This window comes from Achromobacter pestifer (assembly GCF_013267355.1).
Classification (GTDB): domain Bacteria; phylum Pseudomonadota; class Gammaproteobacteria; order Burkholderiales; family Burkholderiaceae_B; genus Achromobacter; species Achromobacter pestifer_A.
Window position 1 is genome coordinate 4,925,505 of record NZ_CP053985.1, and the last position, 20,239, is coordinate 4,945,743.

Below are 20,239 nucleotides of genomic sequence, written 5' to 3' on the forward strand. Positions count from 1 at the left end.
TCTGTCCTCGAGCGCGCGCGACCCATCAACAACCGCCGCAAGACGATTGAACCTGGCGGATTGTTGAGGGGTACGATCAGGCGCCGGTGTTGGCGTCGGATTGCGCCGGGCGGGCAGCGGGCTTGCCCTTGGCGCCGATGAGGGCCTTGAATTCCTGTTCGGCCGCAGCCAACACGCTGTCCACGTGCAAATGCGCCTGCGCATACTGGCGCGCCGCGGCGCCCAGCGTTTCGCGGATCTGCGCGTTGTAGCTGAGCTTGCGCACGGCTTCGGCCATGGCGGCGCCGTCTTCCGGCGGCGTCAGGAGACCGCAGCGCGCCACCACGCCGGCCAGCTCGGTGCCGGGCGAGGCGCCGCACACCACGGGCCGGCCACTGGCCAGCATGCCGGTCAGCTTGGACGGCATGACCAGGTCGGCCGCGCCGGCGCGTTGAGGCAGCAGATGGATGTCGGCGGTATTCAGCAATTCACCCAGGCGCTCGGCGGGCTGCAGGTCCAGGAACACGACGCGGGCCAGGCCCGCGCATTGCTGTTCCAGCGGTGCGCGCTCGGGCCCCTGGCCGCAGAACACGAACCACAGGCGCGTTTCGCGGCTGAGCCTGCGAGCCACGTCTGCCAGGGTCTGCAAGCCCTGCTTGCCGCCCATATTGCCCGAATACAGTGCAACGATGGCATCGTCCGGTATGCCCAGCTCGGCGCGATACTGTCCGCCGGCGTGCGGCGCGATCGCATCCACGTCGATCCAGTTCGGCAGCAGCACGGCGCGGCCCGGGTCCACGCCCTTGGCCCGCGCCAGGTCCAGCATGCGGTTCGAGATGGTCGACACGCGGTCGAAACGGCGCATCAGCCAGCGTTCGGCCCTGAGCACCATGGCGCGCAGGCCGGCGCCCTTCAGCAGTCCGAGTTCGAACGCGGCGTCCACTTCGTAGTCCTGGATGTGCAGCCAGGCGCGGGCGCCGCAAAGCCGCGCGGCCAGCCAGGCTGCCGGCGCACAGAAGAGCGCGGGCTCCACCACCAGGACGATGTCCGGCCGCCCGGCGGCGGCGCGCAATAGCGAGGGCAGGCTGGACAGGGCGAAGCTGGCCAGGTGGATCAGGCGCTTGAGGCCGCCTGGCCGTCCCGGAACCCAGAGCGGCGCGCGGCGCACGGTGACGCCGCGCAGGACTTCCTTGCGGTAGCGGCCAGCGCGATAGCCCTCGTGCACCTGCCATTGCGGATAGTAGGGCGGGGCCGTCACCACGCTGACTTCATGCCCGCGCGCGGCCAGCCACTCGGCCAGCTCGGCGCTGTACTTGCCGATGCCGGTGAGTTCGGGCGCGTAGTTGATGCCGTAGATGAGGATCTTCATGCCGGGCCAGCCTGGCGTGCGCGGATCGGGCGGCACGGGTTGCCGTGGCATACCATGGCGGGCGGCATGTTGCGGAACACCGAGCTGCGCGCGCCGATCACGGCTTCGCGTCCCACGGTCACGCCCGGGCCGATGAACACGTCCGTCGCCACCCAGGCGCCGTCCTCGATGCGCACGGCGCGTTCGCGCAACGGGAAGTCGGGCTGCCCCGCATCGTGGTCGGCGGCGCACAGGTAGCTGCGCTGCGACACCACGGCGTGGGCGCCAATGTGAATGGGGCCCAGGCTGTAGATGACCGCGTCGTCGCCGATCCAGGCGTAATCGCCGATCTCGACTTTCCACGGATAGGTCACGGTGGCGGTAGGCCGGATCAGCACCTTGCGGCCGACTTGCGCGCCAAAGCAGCGCAACAGCCAGCGGCGAAAGCCGTAGGCCACCTGCGGCGACCAACGGAACAGCGTCGCCTGCACCGTCCACCACAGCTGCACGGTCAGGGCGGAGCGGCCGCGCTGGCCGGGCGCCAGCGCAAAGCGGTCCAGGCGTTGCAGGGCGCTCATTTGGCGGCTCCCGCCACGGCGTCGTCGCGCGCGGCGGCAGCGCTGGCTTGCCGCGCCTTCTTCAGCTCCTCGGTCTTGATCCCGATTTGCCAGTAGTACATGGCGCGCGCCACGGCATAGTCGTAGCCGGCCTTGCCGTCCAGGAAACCCAGGCGAAAGATATAGGAATGCAGGAACGAGACGGGCGCCTTGAACGGCATGGCCTGGAAGATGCGCTTGAGCAGGGCGCGTGCGCCCACGTTGGCCTCGCGCGGATCGTTCATCAGGCCCTTGGTGCGCAGGTTCGCTTCCCAGTCGGAATAGCGGTTGTGCTTGTCGAAATAGTGGAACAGCGAATCATGGTCGTTGTGCACCATGCGCTGGCGCAGGGCGAAGGTTTCGCCTTCCACCTGCGGCTGGTAGTGGCCTTCCACTTCCCACATATGGGCCACGTCCAGGTCGTCGTAGTCCAGGAAGCGCGAGCGGTCGCGCGCCAGCAGGGCCAGCTTGTAGACGCGGTGCCCGTGTTCCAGCTTCTTGCCGCAGAACACGTAATCGAACGGCACGAAGGCGCCGCCCGCGCCCGCCGCGAAGCGCGGCAGGACTTCGCGGATCTCGGCGGCCAGCGCGGGCGTCATCTCTTCGTCCGCGTCCACGTACAGCACCACGGGGTGCGAGAACGGCAGCTGTTCCAGGCACCACTGCTTCTTCTTGGGATACTTGCCGTTCCACTGGAAGTTGGAGACCTTGGCGCCCAGCGCCGTCGCCATCGCGCAGGTCGGGTCGGTGCTGTTGGAGTCCACCACGAACACCTCGTCGAACTCGGCCAGCGCCTTCAGGCACTTGTTGATGTTGCGTTCCTCGTTCTTGGTCATAACGACGACCGATACCGGTATCTTCTGCATGATGCTGTCCTTTTCAGGGCGTGCCGCGCTGCATCAGCGGGCGGAAGAGGGCGATGACGTTGCGGCAGTGCCGTTCCAGGGAGAAGGCGTCGGCGCGTTCGGGACCTTGTTCGGCAAACCGTTCACGCATTTCCCCGTCGTAGGCCAGGCGGCGCACCGCCTCGGCCAGGGCGGCGGCATCGCCTACCGGAACCAGCAGGCCGTAACGGCCGGAATCCAGGATTTCAGCCGGGCCATGCGGACAGTCGGTGGATATCACCGGCACGCCCAGGCACAGGGCCTCGACCAGCACATTGCCGAAACTCTCGCGCAGGGAGGTCAGGGCGAAGGCGCCGGCGCCCGCAATCACCGGGAACGGGTTGTCGATATGGCCGGCCAGGGTGACCGGGGTGCGCGAGCCGCTCTCATCTATGCGCTTTTGCAGGGCGGCGTGCTCGGATCCTTCTCCCAGGATGGTGAAGCGGATGCCGGGGTCGTCGAGCAGCGCGGCGGCGTCGATCAGGGTCGCATAGTCCTTTACCGCCTCGAGCCGGCCCACGGCCACCACATGGTAGGGCGCGGGCTGCGCGGGCTCGTCCCCGCCGCGGCCGCCCTGCGCGCGGACATTGTCCAGCGGCACGCCGTTGTAGATGGTGTGGACCTTGCCGCGCAACGGCGGAAACATGCTGACCAGGTCTTCCTTGACGCCGCGCGACACGCCCACCACGGCATCGTGGCGGCGGTAGGTCTGGCTGACGAGCCAGCATTTCAGGCGCCGCATGCGCGAGGCGCCGTAATGGATGGCGGGACTGCTGTGTTCGAAGGCGACCGTGCTGAACTTGCCGCGCAGCAGCTTCTTGGCTGCGATGACCAGCATGTTGCACAAGAGGCCGTGCGAGCAGACGATGGCGGGCTTGTCACGCCGGATCTGCATGAGCAGCTTGAAAAAGGCCAGGGGCAGCATCAGCCGCAGCGCGGCGGGAGATTCGTTGACCGGGAGGGCTCGGATCACCTTGGGGTTGGATACGGGATATTCGCGGACGCGCGAGCGCAGCAGGAACAAGGCGGAATCGACCCCTTGCTCCGGCAAGGCATCCACGATGAAGGCGACACATCTTCCTACGCCACCGTGCAGGTCCGGCGCGACAAACAAGACATCAGGCATGTGGGATCACTCTAGTTGGCGTCCGGCGCGCAACGTCCGGGCGGTGGCTGGGGGCGGATGTCGTTTTTTGTTCTGGCACGGGCATGACCTGGGCATTGCGCATGAGCGACAGGCAATAGCACAGCAGGAACCCGGTGAAGGCGGTCTTGGGCGCGTAGGCCAGGCCGCCGGAAAGCGAGTCGATGAAGATGTAGATGGGCGCGGTGGCCAGCAGGTAGCGCCGGTGCAGCTCCAGGCCTGGATGCGCATATCGTCGCAGCAGGGTGAGCAGCAGGATGAGCACCGGCGGCAGCATGATCATGATGGTGCCAACCACCCCGAACTTCATCAGGTAGAAGGCCCAGGAGTTGTGGGCGAAGGTGCTGAGTTCGAAGCCGTTCTCGCCCATGACCCAGCTGCGAAAGCCCGCGCCCTTGCCGAACACCGGACTCTCCGCGAAGAAGTCCATCTGCCCCTGCATTTCCTGGACGCGCGCGCCATAGCTGGAGTCTTCGTCCAGGCGCTCGACGCTGAAGATGCGGTTGGCGAGCACGTCCAGGTAGCCGATGCTGGCAAAGATCAGCACGCCGGCAACCGCGGCGGGCGCGAAGACCAGGACGGCGCGGCGCCGGATTTCGGGGCCCGCACCCAGCAGCACGGCAATGAAGACCGAGATCGCCAATTGCAGGTACTGGCTGCGGTTCAGCGAAAACACCAGGGCCATCAGCATGTAGACCGTCAGCGCGTACGCCTTGGGTCCGGACACGTTGAGCGTGCGCCGGAAGTACAGCAGCGACACCACGCCGAACGGAATGGCCCACACGCCCAGCCGCACGTTGCGCAGCGGATTCGCCACGCTGAAGCCCTGCAGCTGCTCGGCCAGCATCAGCGTGGCCACGGCCAGGCAGGCCGCCACGATGTACTTCTGCAGCACCGCATAGGCGGCGGGACTGTCGATGTCCTTGTAGCAAAGAAAGGGCGTGCACAGAAAATAGAACACGATGCGCAGGTCCCGCGCCACGTCGCCGGTCTCGATGCCCGGATGGTGCAGCGACACCAGGAGCAGGTAGATCACGGACACGGTCTGGATGCCCAGCAGCATGCCCAGCATGCCGCGGGGCAGCGCATAGGCCGCGGGATCCGCGAGCCGCAGCATCTTGACCACCAGCATGGCGACGAACAGGAAATCGAACGGTGACAGCTTGAAGCTGCCGACGCCCAGGACGAAATGATCGTCGTTCAAGGCCAGGGCCGTGAAGGCGAACATGCCGAGCAGATGCAGGGTGGAAAGGCGGCGGTGCGTGGTCATTGCGGCTTTTCTCGGTATGGACAGGCGCTAGTGCGAAGCCCAGTCGTCGCGTCCGAATATCTTGGTGGTCAGCTTTTCGAACAGATAGGACAGGTCCCCTTGCCGCGCATGCGCGGCCACCTTGGAGGCGCGGCAGGAAAGCTCGAACAGCTTGCCCAGGCCCGGTTCCGTGCGTCGGATGCGCGTGACGATCTGCTCGCGCTCCTCCAGCAGCACGTCCTGCATCAGCGCCGTCTTGGTTTCGTCATGGGCGGTGTACACGCCCATGGCGTCCGGCACGATCAGGTTCTTGCCCTCGCGCAGCAGCCGGCTCCAGAGCTCCAGGTCCATGCAGTAGCGCATGCTTTCCTGCAGCAGTCCGTACTTCTGCAGCAGATCGCGGCGGAAGATCGCCGACTGGTTCGGGATGGAGGCCTTTACCACCGTCAGCGTGCCGCGGTTGACCGGCGTGTAATGGATCTTGCGGAAGATCTTGTTGTCGGCATCCGCCACGAACAGGTTGCCGCTGACGATGGGCGCGCGTCCCTTGGAGGCGGCCGCGCCCAGCTTGCGCAACGCGCCCGGGAAGTAGAGGTCGTCGGAATTCTGCCAGCCCACGTAGTCGCCCGTGGCGCGTTCGAAGCCCTTGTTGATGGCATGCGACTGGCCGCGGTCCGGCGTGCTTTCCCAGTACGTCAGGTAGCGCTCGTACTTGCGGATGATGTCCACGCTGCCATCGGTGGAGCCGCCGTCGATGATGATGTACTCCAGCCGCGGATAGCCCTGGTTCAGCACGGACAGGATGGTGCGTTCCAGGAATCGGGCCTGGTTGAACGAGGGGGTCACGATGGTCACTTTCGGCAACAGGCTGCCTGCGATCGGCGCCGGCGGCCGCAACTCGCGGACGAAGTCGATGAGCTGACGTGAATACTCGTTATGACGCTTGCGCATGTAGGACCTCAGCATATGAGTTAACGGGTGGCCGCAGGCAAGGCGCCCGGAAATTCTGGGCGGGATTGACGGATGGCGAGGGCCACGCCGGCCAGCGTGATCGCCGCGTAGGCCATGCGGCCCCATGCCGCGGCGTGTTCGCCCGCCGCGTGTACCAGTCCCGCCATGACGCACAGCATCGCCAGGCCGCCCAGGCCGTTCAGGATGGCGACCGCGCGCGAATTGCCCAGGCCGAGCAGGGAGAAGTGCGCCGCGGCGTTCAGGGACAGCAGCCCCGATGCCACGATAAGCAACTGGAAGGTGCCCAGGTGGCCGCTGGCGACGTTGTCGCCCAGCAGCAGGTTCAAGAGCGGATGGCTGACCGCCAGCACCGCCAGCGTGGCGCCGGCCGACAGCGCCAGATTCCACAGCATCATGCGGCGGATCTCGTGTTCGACGGCGCCGGCGTAGGGCGGCGAAACCGACAGGCGGGTGACGCGCGGCATGGCCTTCTGGAAGATGGCGACCGATGCGGTGTGGATGATCTGGCCGACTTGTACGCCGACCGTGTAGATGGCCAGCGCCGCCGGGCCCATGAGGCTGCCGACCAGCACGCGGTCCACCGAGCCGAAAGCCAGGGCGCTCAGGCTGTTCAGCCAGGACCAGCGCGAAAACCTGAAGGCGTCCATCATGGCGGCGCGGTCGCGCACCGGGCGCACCAGGATGCGGCCATAGGTGCGCGCGAACACGCGCATCTTCACGCTGCCCGCTATCAGCAGTCCCAGCGCCTGCGCCAGGCCGGTCCAGGTGGGCGAGGCCGTCAGCCAGGCCGCGGCGCAGGCCAGTGCCATCGTGCCGGTACGGCTGAAGACTTCGCACAGCGCCGTGGCGCGGAAGTCCTCGCGTCCCTTCAGGCAGCCGGAGAACAGCTGGTCATACTGCTGCGTCAGGTAGATGGCCAGCGCGGGCATGGCCAGCATCGTCACCGCCACCCCGCCGAAGGTGGCCGCCGGCCAGCCCAGGCCCACCACGCCCCACAGCAGCACCGCGGCCAGGGTCACTACCGCCAGCGCGCAGCCGATCAACGACATGCTCACGCCGGCTGCGCGATAGGCGCCGCCCGGCTCGTGCATGCGCTCGGAAACCAGCTTGGTCGCCGTTACCGCCGCGCCCAGGTTGGCGGCATTGCCGAAGCCGGCCAGGGCGATGATCATCGAATACTGGCCGAAGCCCACGGTCCCCAGCTGCCGGAACAGGATGGGCAGGGACACCAGCGCCGCGACGGGCCCGATGCCATACTCCACCAGCCCCCAGAAGGAGGCATTGCCGGCGATTTTTTTCCTGAGGAATCCGAGCATGGCTGGGGCCTGTAGGCATATGGGTTCTGGCGAGGCCGTCAGGCCACGGGCAGCGCATGCTGGGTGCGTTCACGCAGGAAATGGCCGTAGGCCAGCGTGATGCCATGCGTCAGCGAGATCTCCGGTTTCCAGCCCAGCGCCTGCACGCGGGCCGAGTCCATCAGCTTGCGCGGCGTGCCGTCGGGCTTGCTGCTGTCGTAGACGATGTTGCCTTCGTAGCCCACGACGCGGGCCACCAGCCTGGCCAGGTCGGCGATCGAGATATCCTGCCCGGCGCCGATGTTGTACATGCCTTCCGCCTGCGGATGTTCCATCAGCATGACGCAGGCCTGCGCCAGGTCGTCCACATACAGGAACTCCCGCAGCGGCGTGCCGGTGCCCCATATCTCCACGCTTTCCTGGCTGGCTTCGCGGCCTTCGTGGAATTTGCGGATCAGCGCGGGCAGCACGTGGCTGCTATGCAGGTCGTAGTTGTCGTGCTGGCCATAGAGATTGGTCGGCATGGCGCAGATGAAGCGCGCGCCGAACTCGCGCTGATAGGCCTCGCACAGCTTCAGGCCCGCGATCTTGGCGATGGCATAGGGCTCGTTGGTGGCTTCCAGGGGCCCTGTCAGCAAGGCGTCCTCGCGGATCGGCTGCGGAGCTTCGCGCGGATAGATGCATGACGAACCCAGAAACAGCAGCTTGCGCACCCCGGCCGCATACGCGGCGCGGATCACGTTGCACTGGATCATCAGGTTCTTGTAGAGGAACTCCACCGGATGCGTCTGGTTGGCCAGGATACCGCCCACCTTGGCCGCGGCCAGGTACACCACGTCGACCGGCGTGGTCGAGAAGAAGCGGTTCACCTGGTTCTGGTTTTCCAGGTCCAGCTCGTCTCGGCCGCGGGTCAGCACGTTGCGGTAGCCGCGGCGTTGCAGTTCGCGGGTGATCGCGGCGCCCACCATGCCGCGATGGCCGGCGACGAAGGCGCGTTGCTCCAGGTTCGTCATGTCGTGCTACTCCTTGTAGGCGTAGATTTCGTAGCCGTTCTGCTCGACCAGCGCATCGCGCCGGGCATCCCGCAGATCGCTCTCGACCATTTCCTTGACCAGCTGCGCAAACGAGGTACGGGGCGACCATCCCAGCTTTTCGCGCGCCTTGGTCGGATCGCCCAGCAGGGTTTCGACCTCCGTCGGGCGGAAGTAGCGCGGATCCACCCGGACGATGACCTGACCCGGCTTGATGTCGTGGACCGGCGAGAACAGCACGGTGGCGGTCTCCTCCAGGCCTTCGCCTTCCCAGGCCAGCAGGATGCCCAGCTCGCGCGCGGCGGTATTGATGAACTCGCGCACGCTGTATTGCATGCCGGTGGCGATGACGTAGTCCTCGGGCGTGTCCTGCTGCAGCATCAGCCACTGCATTTCCACGTAGTCGCGGGCATGGCCCCAGTCGCGCAGGGCGGACAGGTTGCCCAGGTACAGGCATTCCTGCAGGCCGAGCACGATGCGGGCCAGGCCGCGGGTGATCTTGCGCGTGACGAAGGTTTCGCCGCGCTTGGGCGATTCGTGGTTGAACAGGATGCCGTTGCAGGCATACATGCCATAGGCTTCGCGGTAGTTGACGCTGATCCAGTAGGCGTACAGTTTGGCTGCCGCATATGGGCTGCGCGGATAGAACGGCGTGGTTTCCTTCTGCGGCGTCTCCTGCACCAGGCCATACAGCTCGGAGGTGGAGGCCTGATAGAAGCGGGCCTTGTTCTCCAGCTTCAGGATGCGGATCGCTTCCAGCAGGCGCAGCGTGCCCAGGCCGTCGGCGTTGGCCGTGTACTCGGGTTCCTCGAACGAGACGCCGACATGGCTCTGGGCGGCCAGGTTGTAGATCTCGTCGGGCTGCACCGACTGCACGATACGGATCAGGCTGCAAGAGTCGGTCATGTCGCCGTGATGCAGCACGAAATTGCGGGGCTGGTCATGCGGATCCTGGTATAGATGGTCGATCCGCGCGGTATTGAACAGCGAAGCGCGCCGCTTGATGCCGTGGACCTCGTAGCCCTTGGCCAGCAGAAACTCCGCCAGATAGGCCCCGTCTTGGCCAGTAACGCCGGTAATCAGTGCCCGTTTTGGCATGGTTGTATCCTTAAGACTTAGTAACTGCACGAAAGGAGCCGAAGGCTGCGGTACCAATGTGCAATGAGATTACTGTTGCACCAGCCGCGGAGATATCGGCCAAAAGGTCTAATAAATCAGCCTGTCGATAGGGAAAAAGGGACTGGATTGCTTCATCCAGCGCACCCAGCAACGCAACCGCCACAAGGGCCGTCAGCGCCGGGCGCCGGTTGACCGAGAAATAGATCAACGTAGTCAGGAAGGCGTAAGCCGCAAGATGCAGACGCTTGTCGCCAAAGGCGTCCGACATCTCGGCGGCCAGGCCTGGCAGGTTGCCGATCGTTACCAGCACGGCGAAGAACAACGCTGCCACCGGCAGGCAGATCCGCGCCATGCCCGGTCTGAAGAAGGTCCCTTCGCCGCCGGGCCGCCCCAAGGCGAAGGGCGCCCCCTCGGGGGGCAGCAAGCGCGCGGAGCGCGTGCGGCGTGGGGGCTCCTTCCTTTCAGACCCGGCCATACATGTCCTGGAATCTGACGATGTCGTCTTCGCCCAGGTAAGCCCCCGATTGCACCTCGATGATCTCCAGCGGAATCTTTCCGGGGTTCTCCAGGCTGTGGATTTCGCCCAGGGGGATGTAGGTCGACTGGTTCTCGGTCAGCAGGTACTGCTTGTCGCCGTTGTAGATGCGCGCCGTGCCGGAGACCACGATCCAGTGTTCCGCGCGGTGATGATGCATCTGCGAGGACAGGCGCGCCCCGGGCTTCACCGTGATGCGCTTGACCTGGTAGCGCGGCCCCTGGCCCACCGAGTCGTAGGATCCCCAGGGCCGTTGCACCTCGCGGTGGTGGTTCAGCTCCGAGCGGTGCTGGGTCTTGAAGATCTCGACCAGCCGCTTGACGTCCTGCGAGCGCGATTTGTGCGCCACGAGAACGGCGTCGGCGGTCTCGATCACGACGATGTCGTCCAGGCCCACCGAGGCCACCAGCCTGCTGGTGGAGTGGATCAGGCAGTTGCGCGAATCCTCCAGCATGACGTCGCCGGTGGTGGAGTTGCCTTCCACCGTCTTCTGGGCGATGCCCCAGACCGCGTCCCAGGCGCCGACGTCGCTCCAAGAAGCGGCCAGCGGGATGACCACGGCGCTGTCGGTGCGCTCCATGATGGCGTAGTCCATGGAGTCGCTGGGGCAGGCTTCGAAAGAGGGGCCGTCCAGGTGGAACAGCGAATTCTCGCCATGGCCGATGGCCACCGCCGCCTGCACCTGTTCCAGCATCTTGGGCGCCAGGCGCGCCATTTCCGACAGGAACACCGAGGCCTGGAAGGCGAACATGCCGCTGTTCCAGTAATAGCCGCCATCATCGATGAAACGCTGCGCGACCTCGGGCGAGGGCTTTTCGACGAAGCGGCGCACCCGGCGCGCGGGCGCCATGACGCCGGGCTCGTCCGCCTGGATGTAGCCGTAGCCGCTGAGCGGCGCGGTGGGCGTGATGCCGAAGGTCACCAGCGCGCCCTGCAGGGCGGCCTGGTAGGCCTCGGCGAAGGCGGCCTGCAGCACCTCGCCGTCTTCCAGCACGTGGTCCGACGGCATGATCAGCATGACCGGGTCCTCGCCGTCGCGCATGGCGCGCAGGGTGGCCGCGGCGATCGCCGGCGCCGTATTGCGCGCGAACGGCTCCAGGATGACCTCCACGTCCTTGATGCCCATCTCCAGCGCCTGCTCGGCCGCGATATAACGGTGCGCGTCGTTGCACACCAGGGTGGGCCTGGCCTCGGCGCCCGCCGAGCCCAGGCGCAGTAGGGTGTTCTGCAGCAGGCTGCGGTCATCGGTCAAACGGATGAACTGCTTGGGCAGCAGCTCGCGCGACAGCGGCCACAGGCGCGAGCCTGAACCGCCGCAAAGGATGACTGCCCGGTACGGGGGAGGGGGATTGGTCATGGCGCTCACTCCTTGAAGTAGGCCTGGGTGTAGGGGTGCACGCCGGGATCGGCGGCGAGGGCGCGGGCGGGCAGCCAGCGGTAGCTGCGGTGCTGGGCCTGGGGCAGGCTGGAAACGTCCAAAGAAAGCTCGGCCTCGTAGGCGAGGACGACGTAATGGGTGGAGCGTCCGGCTTCACCCGCAAAATTGGTGCCATAGAAGTGTTCGTACACACCGCGGGGGGTCCAGGCCAGCTCGCTGACCGGGATGCCCAATTCGTCGCGGGCGATGCGGCGCAGCGCGTCGCGCAGGGTTTCGTTCTTCCTGATGCGCCCGCCCGGCACGAACCAGGCGCCCTGGGCCGGGGGATTGGCCCGCAGGCCGGTCAGGTAGCGGCCTGCGGCGTCGCGCAGCAGCAGGTCGATGGAAACCAGCGGCAACATCTCGACCGCCTGGCGGAATTCCGCCTGCGCCAGCACGCCGTCGCGGACCGTGGCTTTGCGTTGTTCGGGCCATCCCAAAGGTCTAGTAGACATTGCGGCCCGTCCATCCCGACACCGCCGTGCGGGCGATGATCTGCAGGTCCATCCTGAACGTCCAGTGCTGGATGTAATAGATGTCGTACTCGACCCGGTCGCTCATCTTGCGCAGCGTGTCCGTCTGCCCGCGCAGGCCGTTGACCTGGGCCCAGCCGGTGATGCCGGGCTTGACGCGGTGGCGCATCATGTAGCGCTGCACCAGGTCCTTGTACATTTCGTTGTGCTCCAGCGCGTGGGGGCGTGGCCCGACCACCGACATGTCGCCCATCAGCACATTCAGGAACTGGGGCAGTTCGTCCAGGCTGGTGCGCCGCAGGAAGCCGCCGATGCGCGTGATGCGGGCATCGTTGCGGGTGGCCTGGGTGACCACGCCCTGTTCCTGATGCACGGTCATGGTGCGGAACTTGTAGACGTGGAATACCTTGCCGTCCACGCCCAGCCGCGGCTGGGTGAAGAACACCGGGCCGCGCGAGGTCGTCTTCACCAGGAACGCCACCGTCAGCATCACAGGCGACAGCCCGATCAGCGCGCAGAAGGCGAAGCCGCGGTCGAAGATCTCCTTGGCCCAGCCACGCACGCCGGCGGCGGGCAGGCTGTTGAGCTGTATGGCGGGCAGGCCCAGGAATTCGCCGATGCGGTGCCCCAGCAGCTGGATCGACATGACATCGGGAATCCAGCGGATATCCACCAGGTCGTTGCGCAAGTGATAGAGGACTTCGCGCAGTTCCTGGCCCGCTTCCATCGGCAGCACGATCCAGATCTCGCGGACGTTGTGCTCATGCACGAAGCCATGCAGCTCGTCCAGGTCATGCAGGCGGCGGACTTGCGGCGGCAGGTTTTCGTGGGGCTCGGCGTAGATGCCCGAGACTTCGTAGCCCGCGCCGCGGTATTGCTCGACCCGGCGCCACAGGTCATGGCCCAGCGCGCCGAAGCCCACCAGCAGCACGCGCTTGCGGTCCAGCCCGCGGTCGCGCGCCGCGCCCAGCACCGCGTAGACCGCAATGCGTAAGCCGGCCAGCGTCAGCGCCGACATGCCGAACCATGTAGCCGCCCATATGCGCGATATCGCCGCGGTCTGGTGCATGAGAAAACTGATGCAGATACCCAGCGCGAACACCAGCGCCCAGGCCGCCAGGCTGCGCACCACCAGGTCGGTCAGCAGGCGGCCGCGCCACGATACATACAGGCGGAAGGCCGGGAAGATGGCGACGACGCCCAGGCCGCACAGATACACAAGGAACAGATGGATTTGCGGAGGATCCGCCAAGGCATCGTCCGAGAATTTCAAGCCGGTGGCAGTCAGGCCGCAGGTGATGACGATCGCGGCATCGAGCAAGCGGTAGAGATAGCTTGCGCCGCTGAATCTAGACGACGTGTCCGTTTGGGACGGGTCCATCGCGCACTCCTGTTCGTGGGGAGCCGCCGTGCGGAAGGCAAAGACTGTGCACCGCCGCAAAGCTTGTGGCTACCGACAAAATCTTATTGAGTGCGCAACGCACCCGAAACCTCCAAACGATGTAGGAGAAGGCTTAGGACATCCGTCGAATGTGCGGGGCTAGGAAAAGAGAGTGGAATGTCGCAACCCGTTACGCATCGGGCTCACTCCAAGCAACGAAGTCATTCACAAGTGGATTTGCCATGACGACATTTTTCGGAACGTTGAGCCGAGGCATAGCAGCTATCGCGCTCGTGTCCTCGCTGGGCGCTTGCGCCTTGTCCCCCGGTATGACCTTTGACGCCAATCAACTTGCGGATCCGCTGGATCCGAACTCCAAGGCCGTGATCAAGGAAATCACGCCGTCGCTGGTCCTGGAAGACCAGCGCGCGCGTCAGGCATTGCTCGACAACGAAGGTGTCGACAAGCTCTACGGCAAGTCCGGGCCGTACCTGATCGGGCCGGGAGACATCCTCTCGGTCGTGGTGTGGGATCACCCTGAACTCGTCCTTCCGACGCAAACCTACGCCATCGGGACTGGGGTAACCGAACTAGCTATTGGAGACACCGCCTCGGGCATTCCGGGCTATACGGTTTCATCCACTGGACATATCCAATTTCCGTATGCGGGATTGCTGAAAGTGGCCGGGTTGACGGAACTTCAGGCGCGCAATCTCATAGTGAATAGTTCAAGCAAGTACATCCAGGATCCGCAGATCACCGTACGCGTTCTGGGATATCGGAGCAAGCGTGTTTACGTGGATGGCGAGGTCAGGACGCCGGGCGCGATCGCGATCAACGATATCCCGATGACCCTGTTGGAAGCCGTCAACAGGGCCGGAGGCATTCTGCCGACGGGAGATCGCAGCGCGGTCTACGTGATTCGTGACGGACGTCGTACTCGCGTGAATGTGCCGGCCCTGATCGAGCGTGGCCAGGACCTGAATCAGGTGTTGCTGAAGTCGGGCGACATCGTCAGGGTCACGCCGCGCGACGACAGCAAGGTGTTCGTGATGGGCGAGGTGACTTTGCCTACTGCCGCAGTGATGCGTGACGGACGCATGTCGTTGACCGAGGCGTTGGGCTTGGCCGGAGGACCGAACCAGCTGACTTCGAATCCGTCGCAGATATTCGTTGTGCGCAGCACGGAGCAAGCGACGCCGCTGGTGTTTCACCTGAACGCTGGCTCGCCGCAGACTCTTGCGGTGGCGGAGAAGTTCGAGTTGCAACCCAAAGACGTGGTGTTCGTGGATACGGCGGCCCTGGTGCGGTGGAACCGCTTCATCAGCAACCTGTTCCCGAGCGCCCAGACCGTACAGACCGTGAAAGCCATAGATTAGTCCGCCTTAAACCACGCCTGGGGACGCCGCGACCGCGGCGGCGTCTTCTCTTGGAGAGCTGCATGTCGTTGCCCATCGAATCGTTCGAGCCGTCTGTGCCGGCTCGCCAGCAGGAAACGCCGTTGTCGTCCCATGTGGACGCCATCTTCTCCAACCGGTGGATGATCATCGCGATCACTCTGCTTGCATTACTGGGAGCGCTCACCTATGTGATGATCACGCCCAAGGTGTACTCGGCCGACATCATCGTGCAGGTGGAGGAGGAGATGCCCCAGGGGCAGAGCCGCAGCCTGCTCGGGGATGTGTCTTCCATGTTCGATACCAAGGCGGAGACCTCGGGTGAAATGGAAGTGCTGCGTTCGCGCATGGTGGTCGGGCCCGCGGTCGACAAGTTCCTGCTGTACATCCAGGCCAAGCCGCGCTACTTCCCGGTGGTCGGCGAATGGCTGGCGCAGCGCTACGAAAGCCTGCCGTATCCGTCGAGCTTTCCGCGCGGCGGTTATGCCTGGGGCGGCGAAGCCATCGCGATTTCGCAGCTGGACGTGCCCAATGAATGGCTGGGCAAGCCCTTTCGCGTGACCACGCTGGGCGAAGGACGATACACGCTGAGCGACAAGTTCACGGGCGCGACGTTCAACGGCACGGTGGGCAAGCCCGAGCACTTCAGGCTGCCCGGCGGGGGCGCCATGGACGTGCATATCGATGCCTTGACGGGGCGCCCCGGCACCGAGTTCACCGTGTCGCGCAGCTCGCGCCTGGCGGCCATCGAGGACGTGCAAGCGCGCCTGGGCATCTTCGAGCGCGGCCGCACCTCGGGCGTGATCGGCGTGACGCTGGAAGGCAATGATCCCGCGCTGACCACCGCCGTGCTCAACCAGATCGGCCAGGAGTACGTGCAGCAGAACGTGAACCGCAAGTCGGCGCAGGCAGAGAAGTCGCTGGTGTTCCTCGAACAGCAGCTGCCGGTGCTCAAGGGCGAGCTGGACGCCGCCGAGACCAAGTACAACTCCCTGCGCAACAAGCGCGGCACCATCGACCTGAGCGAAGAGGCCAAGCTCATCCTCGCGCAGTCGGTGGACGCGCAGACCAAGGTGATGGAGCTGCGCTCCAAGCGCCAGGAAATGATCACCCGCTTCGCGCCCACCCACCCGAGCATCGTGGCGCTGGACCGCCAGATCGCCGGCCTGACCGGGGACGTGAACCGCATCGGCAACAACATCCGCCAGCTGCCCGACCTGGAGCAGGACGTGGTGCGCCTGGTGCGCGACGTGCGCGTCAACACCGAGCTCTACACGGCGCTGCTCAACAACGCCCAGCAGTTGCGCCTGATCCGCGCCGGCAAGGTGGGCAACGTGCGCATCCTGGACTCGGCGGTGCAGCCCGACAAACCCGTGCGTCCCAAGGCCGCCATCATCATCGGCGTGGCGACCGCCTTCGGCCTGATCTTCGGCATGCTGTGCGCCTTCGTGCGCAACGCGCTGTTCGGCGGCCTGTCCGAACCCGACGACGTGGAGCGCCATACCGGCCTGCCGGTGCTGGCCGCCATTCCCTACAGCGACATGCAGGACAAGCTGTGGCGGCGCAGCCGGCGCAAGAACGCCAGCGTGCCCGCACTGTTGGCCCAGAGCCAGGGCAATGCGCCGCCCATCGAAAGCCTGAGATCGTTCCGCAACGTGCTGCAGGCGTCGCTGCGCCAGTCGGCCAACAACATGGTCATGTTCACCGGGCCGGTGGCGGGCGTGGGAAAGTCCTTCCTGTCGGCCAACTTCGCCTTCATCCAGGGCGGCGTGGGCAAGCGCGTGCTGCTGATCGACGCCGACTTCCGCAAGGGTCAGCTCAACCGCTACTTCGGCGTGCCCAAGGAAGACGGCCTGTTCGAGGTCCTGTCGGGCACGATACCGCTGACCCAGGTGCGCAAGCACAGCGTGTCCGAGGGCGTGGATTTCATCGCCACCGGCGCGGTCACCTTCGACCCCTCCGAGCTGCTGGCCTCGCCGGTGTTCGGCGCCACCCTGCGCGAATTGGCATCGCAGTACGACATGGTGATCCTGGACACGGCGCCCGTGCTGTCGTCTCCGGACGCTGCCGTGGTCGGCACGCATGCGGCCGCGGTGATGGTGGTGGTGCGCTCGGGCATGAACACCGTGGGCGAAATCCGCGAGACGGCCAAGCGCCTGATCCAGGCGGGCGCGCCGGTGGACGGCGTGCTCTTCAACGGTCTCAAGCTCCTGCCGGAACGCTTCGGCTTCCGGTCCAAGTACGGTAGTTATCGCTACTCCCGTGCGGCGTATTACGGCGATTTCAAACAGAACGGCCCTAAATAACGCCACCCGGAGAAACTGGCATGCACGGAACTTTTGGCTGGGACACCCCGCAAATTCTGGATGCGGTTTTCAAGGCTTATGACATACGCGGCACGGTGCCGGAAGAGATCGACGCGAGGTTCGCGCACAGCCTGGGGATGGCGGCGGGAACCCAGGCCCGCGAACTGGGAGCGCGGTCCATTGTGGTGGGGAGGGATGGCAGGCTGAGCAGCGTCGAGTTGGCGGCCGCCTTGCAGGCGGGCCTGCGCTCGGCGGGCATGCACGTGATCGACATCGGCATGGCGACCACGCCGATGGTGTACTTCGCGACCCGCCTGATGGACACGGGCGCGGGCATCGCGGTCACCGGCAGCCATAATCCGCCGGCGCACAACGGCTTCAAGATCGTGCTGGACGGCGCCTCGCTGTACGGCGAGGGCATCACTGCGCTGCGCGACGCGATGCGCCTGCCCATCGAATCGGCGAGCGCGTCGGGCGGACGCACGCAGATGCAGATCATGCCGTGCTACACGGCGCGCCTGATGGGCGACATCCGCATGTCGCGTCCGATGAAGATCGCCATCGATTGCGGCAACGGCGTGGCCGGCGCCGCGGCGCCGGCGCTGTTCCGCGCCCTGGGCTGCGAAGTGGTCGAGCTGTTCTGCGAGGTCGACGGCTCGTTCCCGGGCCATCACCCGGACCCCGCCGATCCGCAGAACCTGCAGGACTTGATCTATTGCCTGCGCTATTCCGACTGCGAGGTCGGCCTGGCGTTCGACGGCGACGGCGACCGGCTCGGCGTGGTGACCAAGACGGGGCAGATCATCTGGCCCGATCGCCAGCTGATCCTGTTCGCGCGCGACGTGCTTTCGCGCAACCCGGGCGCCGAGATCATCTACGACGTCAAGTGCAGCCGCCACGTGGCGCGCGCCATCACCGAGGCGGGCGGCAAGGCCACCATGTGGAAGACCGGGCATTCACTGATCAAGGCCAAGATGCGCGAGACCGGCGCGCTGCTGGCTGGCGAGATGAGCGGCCACATCTTTTTCAAGGAGCGCTGGTACGGCTTTGACGACGGCATCTACGCGGCCGCGCGGCTGCTGGAGATCCTGTCCGGGGCGCCGGATCCGTCGGCTCTGCTGGAAAGCCTGCCGCAGTCCTGCGCCACGCCCGAAATCAAGCTGGAAACCGCCGAAGGCGAGCAGTTCGATCTGGTGGCGGCGCTGCGCGCGCAGGGGCAGTTTCCCGGCGCGCAGTCCATCAACGATCTGGACGGCATCCGGGTGGATTACGCCGACGGCTTCGGCCTGGCGCGTCCGTCCAACACCACGCCGACGGTGGTATTGCGTTTTGAAGGGGACACGGTGGCCGCACTGGCCCGTATCGAGGAGGATTTCCGCAACGCGTTCCGGCGCATTGCCCCTCATGTTCGTTTACCGTTTTAAGGAGCATCACGCGATGGGAAAGGCCAAGTATGCGGTTGAGGCGCTAAGGGCGAATTCGGGTCTGGCGGACAGCGCGGAGTGGCAGGCGTTCGCGCAGGCTGCGCGCGGCGCGGAACTGGACGGCGCTGCGCTGAAGGTCATCGAGGCGGCGGGTCTGTGCGTGGACCTGAGCATGCAGCGGCAGTCGCCGACGCTGGAGGCGGCGGCCATGGCGCTGTTGCAGGCGCGTGGCGTGGCGGACGCACGTCAGGCATTGTTCGCGGGCGAGCCGGTCAACTGGACCGAAGGCAAGCCGGCATGGCATACGGCGCTGCGCGCCGGACGCACGCGGGAGCAGCCCGACGGCCAGGACGCGGACTCCGTCTGCGAGCATTCGCGCATGACGGACTTCGTGCGCCGCGTGGACCAGACGGCGGATTTCAACACGGTGCTGCACATCGGCATCGGCGGCAGCGACTGGGGGCCGCGCCTGGCGGTCCAGGCATTCGGCGGCGCGCAGCAGCGCCGGCAGATCCGCTTCGTGTCCAACATCGACGGACATGCGTTCCATGACGCGGTCGCCGGGCTGGATCCGCGCCGCTGCCTGGTGGTGGTGTCGTCCAAGTCCTTCACCACCGCCGAGACGCTGCACAACGCGCGCGCCGCCATCGCCTGGCTCAAGCAGGGCGGCGTGGCCGACGTGTCGGATCATCTGGCCGCGGTCACCGCCAACGTATCGGCGGCGCGCGCGCTGGGCGTGCCGTCGAGCCAGGTCTTCAAGATGTGCGACTGGGTGGGCGGGCGCTATTCCGTGTGGTCGGTGGCCGGCCTGTCGATCGCGCTGACGGTGGGCGCGGACGTGCTGATCGGCATGCGCGCGGGCGCCGAGGCGATGGACCAGCATTTCCAGCAGGCTCCAGTCGCTTCGAATGCGCCCATCCAGCTGGCGCTGGCGGGCCTGGTCAACTGCAGCGTGCTGGGCCACAACTCGCTGAACATCGCGGCCTACAGCGCGCGGCTGCTGCATCTGGTCACCTATCTGCAGCAGCTGGAGATGGAGTCGCTGGGCAAGCGGGTCGCGGGCGACGGCGCGGCGGTCGGGGTGCCGACCGCGCCCATCATCTGGGGCATGCCGGGCACCGACGGTCAGCACACTTTTTTCCAGTGGCTGCACCAGAGCGAGGACGGCGCGCCGGTGGACTTCATCGCCAGCCTGCAAGGCCACGCGGACAGCCCGGACGCGCATCGCATGCTGCTGGCCAATTGCCTGGCGCAGCGCCAGGCGCTGCTGCGAGGCAAGTGTCTGGAGCAGGCCCTGATGGACGTGGCGCACATCGATGACCAGGAGCGCGCGCTGAGCCTGGCGCAGCACATGGTGCATCCGGGCGGGCGGCCGTCCACCCTGATCGTGCTGCGCCAGCTGGATCCGCGCGGACTGGGCGCGCTGCTGGCCCTGTACGAGCACAAGGTGTTCGTGCAGAGCGTGGTCTGGGGCATCAACCCGTTTGACCAATGGGGCGTGGAACTGGGCAAGCGCCTGGCCACCGGCATCGAGCGCGAGCTGGCGGTGCCGGTGTCGGCCGGCGTGGTGGACTGGGGCCACGACGCGTCCACCTCGTACTGGATCGACCGCTACCGCAGCCATGCGCAGGCGCCGCGGCCGCGCCATGCCTGGGTGCCGGGCGTGGCGGCGCATCTGTGAAGGAGGCC

General features: G+C 66.1%; 17 protein-coding genes. 4 read left to right on the forward strand and 13 right to left on the reverse strand.

The features are described 5' to 3' along the window. Positions 1–76: 76 nt before the first annotated feature. The 13 genes from FOC84_RS23405 to FOC84_RS23465 form a co-directional block, all read right to left on the reverse strand. The gene (locus tag FOC84_RS23405) at positions 77–1,348 is read right to left on the reverse strand and encodes a glycosyltransferase WbuB (protein ID WP_173146547.1); all 1,272 of its coding nucleotides are present in this window, start codon (positions 1,346–1,348) and stop codon (positions 77–79) included. Continuing rightward, the gene (locus FOC84_RS23410) at positions 1,345–1,905 is read right to left on the reverse strand and encodes a putative colanic acid biosynthesis acetyltransferase (RefSeq protein ID WP_173146548.1); all 561 of its coding nucleotides are present in this window, start codon (positions 1,903–1,905) and stop codon (positions 1,345–1,347) included. The genes FOC84_RS23405 and FOC84_RS23410 overlap by 4 nt, the downstream gene beginning before the upstream one ends. Further along, on the reverse strand, positions 1,902–2,789 hold the full coding sequence (locus FOC84_RS23415) for a glycosyltransferase family 2 protein (RefSeq protein WP_173146549.1): 888 nt from the start codon (positions 2,787–2,789) through the stop codon (positions 1,902–1,904). The genes FOC84_RS23410 and FOC84_RS23415 overlap by 4 nt, the downstream gene beginning before the upstream one ends. Before the next feature lie 13 nt (positions 2,790–2,802). Next, entirely contained in the window at positions 2,803–3,933 is a 1,131-nt protein-coding gene (locus tag FOC84_RS23420) for a glycosyltransferase (RefSeq protein ID WP_173146550.1), read from the reverse strand. Then, complete coding sequence (locus FOC84_RS23425) at positions 3,926–5,221, reverse strand: O-antigen ligase family protein (protein WP_173146551.1); 1,296 nt, start codon at positions 5,219–5,221, stop codon at positions 3,926–3,928. Before FOC84_RS23425 ends, FOC84_RS23420 begins: the two co-directional genes overlap by 8 nt. 27 nt (positions 5,222–5,248) lie before the next feature. Next, the gene (locus FOC84_RS23430; RefSeq protein ID WP_013395113.1) at positions 5,249–6,151 is read right to left on the reverse strand and encodes a glycosyltransferase family 2 protein; all 903 of its coding nucleotides are present in this window, start codon (positions 6,149–6,151) and stop codon (positions 5,249–5,251) included. 20 nt (positions 6,152–6,171) lie between these two features. Next, positions 6,172–7,488 (reverse strand): oligosaccharide flippase family protein, encoded by a 1,317-nt coding sequence (locus tag FOC84_RS23435; RefSeq protein WP_173146552.1) that lies wholly within the window; start codon positions 7,486–7,488, stop codon positions 6,172–6,174. A 38-nt stretch (positions 7,489–7,526) separates the two neighbouring features. Further along, positions 7,527–8,480: a GDP-L-fucose synthase family protein gene (locus tag FOC84_RS23440; RefSeq protein WP_173146553.1), complete on the reverse strand. Its 954-nt coding sequence runs from the start codon at positions 8,478–8,480 to the stop codon at positions 7,527–7,529. Positions 8,481–8,486: 6 nt separating this feature from the next. Further along, the gene (gene gmd / locus FOC84_RS23445) at positions 8,487–9,596 is read right to left on the reverse strand and encodes a GDP-mannose 4,6-dehydratase (RefSeq protein WP_013395110.1); all 1,110 of its coding nucleotides are present in this window, start codon (positions 9,594–9,596) and stop codon (positions 8,487–8,489) included. 10 nt (positions 9,597–9,606) lie between these two features. After that, positions 9,607–9,969: a VanZ family protein gene (locus tag FOC84_RS23450; protein WP_173146554.1), complete on the reverse strand. Its 363-nt coding sequence runs from the start codon at positions 9,967–9,969 to the stop codon at positions 9,607–9,609. Positions 9,970–10,078: 109 nt separating this feature from the next. Continuing rightward, positions 10,079–11,509 (reverse strand): mannose-1-phosphate guanylyltransferase/mannose-6-phosphate isomerase, encoded by a 1,431-nt coding sequence (locus FOC84_RS23455; protein WP_173146555.1) that lies wholly within the window; start codon positions 11,507–11,509, stop codon positions 10,079–10,081. A gap of 5 nt (positions 11,510–11,514) precedes the next feature. Next, the gene (locus FOC84_RS23460; protein WP_438800844.1) at positions 11,515–12,024 is read right to left on the reverse strand and encodes a GDP-mannose mannosyl hydrolase; all 510 of its coding nucleotides are present in this window, start codon (positions 12,022–12,024) and stop codon (positions 11,515–11,517) included. Continuing rightward, the gene (locus tag FOC84_RS23465) at positions 12,014–13,423 is read right to left on the reverse strand and encodes an undecaprenyl-phosphate glucose phosphotransferase (protein ID WP_173146556.1); all 1,410 of its coding nucleotides are present in this window, start codon (positions 13,421–13,423) and stop codon (positions 12,014–12,016) included. The genes FOC84_RS23460 and FOC84_RS23465 overlap by 11 nt, the downstream gene beginning before the upstream one ends. 242 nt (positions 13,424–13,665) lie before the next feature. Between FOC84_RS23465 and FOC84_RS23470 the strand changes: the two genes are divergently transcribed. The 4 genes from FOC84_RS23470 (at position 13,666) to pgi (ending at position 20,231) form a co-directional block, all read left to right on the forward strand. After that, positions 13,666–14,802 carry a polysaccharide biosynthesis/export family protein gene (locus tag FOC84_RS23470; RefSeq protein ID WP_173146557.1) on the forward strand — a complete coding sequence of 379 codons (1,137 nt, stop codon included), beginning with the start codon at positions 13,666–13,668 and terminating at the stop codon, positions 14,800–14,802. Positions 14,803–14,864: 62 nt separating this feature from the next. After that, the gene (locus FOC84_RS23475; protein ID WP_173146558.1) at positions 14,865–17,126 is read left to right on the forward strand and encodes a GNVR domain-containing protein; all 2,262 of its coding nucleotides are present in this window, start codon (positions 14,865–14,867) and stop codon (positions 17,124–17,126) included. A gap of 20 nt (positions 17,127–17,146) precedes the next feature. After that, positions 17,147–18,550, forward strand: a complete 1,404-nt coding sequence (locus FOC84_RS23480) for a phosphomannomutase/phosphoglucomutase (protein ID WP_173146559.1) — start codon at positions 17,147–17,149, stop codon at positions 18,548–18,550. Between the two features lie 13 nt (positions 18,551–18,563). After that, a complete protein-coding gene (pgi, locus tag FOC84_RS23485; protein WP_173146560.1) occupies positions 18,564–20,231 on the forward strand; it encodes a glucose-6-phosphate isomerase in 1,668 nt (555 codons plus the stop codon). The last annotated feature ends 8 nt before the right edge of the window (positions 20,232–20,239 follow it).

Coding starts and splice junctions, on each gene's coding strand:
- FOC84_RS23405 (WP_173146547.1), bottom strand. CDS start 1,348: ATGAAGATCCTCATCTACGGCATCAACTACGCGCCCGAACTCACCGGC.
- FOC84_RS23410 (WP_173146548.1), bottom strand. CDS start 1,905: ATGAGCGCCCTGCAACGCCTGGACCGCTTTGCGCTGGCGCCCGGCCAG.
- FOC84_RS23415 (WP_173146549.1), bottom strand. CDS start 2,789: ATGCAGAAGATACCGGTATCGGTCGTCGTTATGACCAAGAACGAGGAA.
- FOC84_RS23420 (WP_173146550.1), bottom strand. CDS start 3,933: ATGCCTGATGTCTTGTTTGTCGCGCCGGACCTGCACGGTGGCGTAGGA.
- FOC84_RS23425 (WP_173146551.1), bottom strand. CDS start 5,221: ATGACCACGCACCGCCGCCTTTCCACCCTGCATCTGCTCGGCATGTTC.
- FOC84_RS23430 (WP_013395113.1), bottom strand. CDS start 6,151: ATGCGCAAGCGTCATAACGAGTATTCACGTCAGCTCATCGACTTCGTC.
- FOC84_RS23435 (WP_173146552.1), bottom strand. CDS start 7,488: ATGCTCGGATTCCTCAGGAAAAAAATCGCCGGCAATGCCTCCTTCTGG.
- FOC84_RS23440 (WP_173146553.1), bottom strand. CDS start 8,480: ATGACGAACCTGGAGCAACGCGCCTTCGTCGCCGGCCATCGCGGCATG.
- gmd (WP_013395110.1), bottom strand. CDS start 9,596: ATGCCAAAACGGGCACTGATTACCGGCGTTACTGGCCAAGACGGGGCC.
- FOC84_RS23450 (WP_173146554.1), bottom strand. CDS start 9,969: ATGGCGCGGATCTGCCTGCCGGTGGCAGCGTTGTTCTTCGCCGTGCTG.
- FOC84_RS23455 (WP_173146555.1), bottom strand. CDS start 11,509: ATGACCAATCCCCCTCCCCCGTACCGGGCAGTCATCCTTTGCGGCGGT.
- FOC84_RS23460 (WP_438800844.1), bottom strand. CDS start 12,024: ATGTCTACTAGACCTTTGGGATGGCCCGAACAACGCAAAGCCACGGTC.
- FOC84_RS23465 (WP_173146556.1), bottom strand. CDS start 13,423: ATGGACCCGTCCCAAACGGACACGTCGTCTAGATTCAGCGGCGCAAGC.
- FOC84_RS23470 (WP_173146557.1), top strand. CDS start 13,666: ATGACGACATTTTTCGGAACGTTGAGCCGAGGCATAGCAGCTATCGCG.
- FOC84_RS23475 (WP_173146558.1), top strand. CDS start 14,865: ATGTCGTTGCCCATCGAATCGTTCGAGCCGTCTGTGCCGGCTCGCCAG.
- FOC84_RS23480 (WP_173146559.1), top strand. CDS start 17,147: ATGCACGGAACTTTTGGCTGGGACACCCCGCAAATTCTGGATGCGGTT.
- pgi (WP_173146560.1), top strand. CDS start 18,564: ATGGGAAAGGCCAAGTATGCGGTTGAGGCGCTAAGGGCGAATTCGGGT.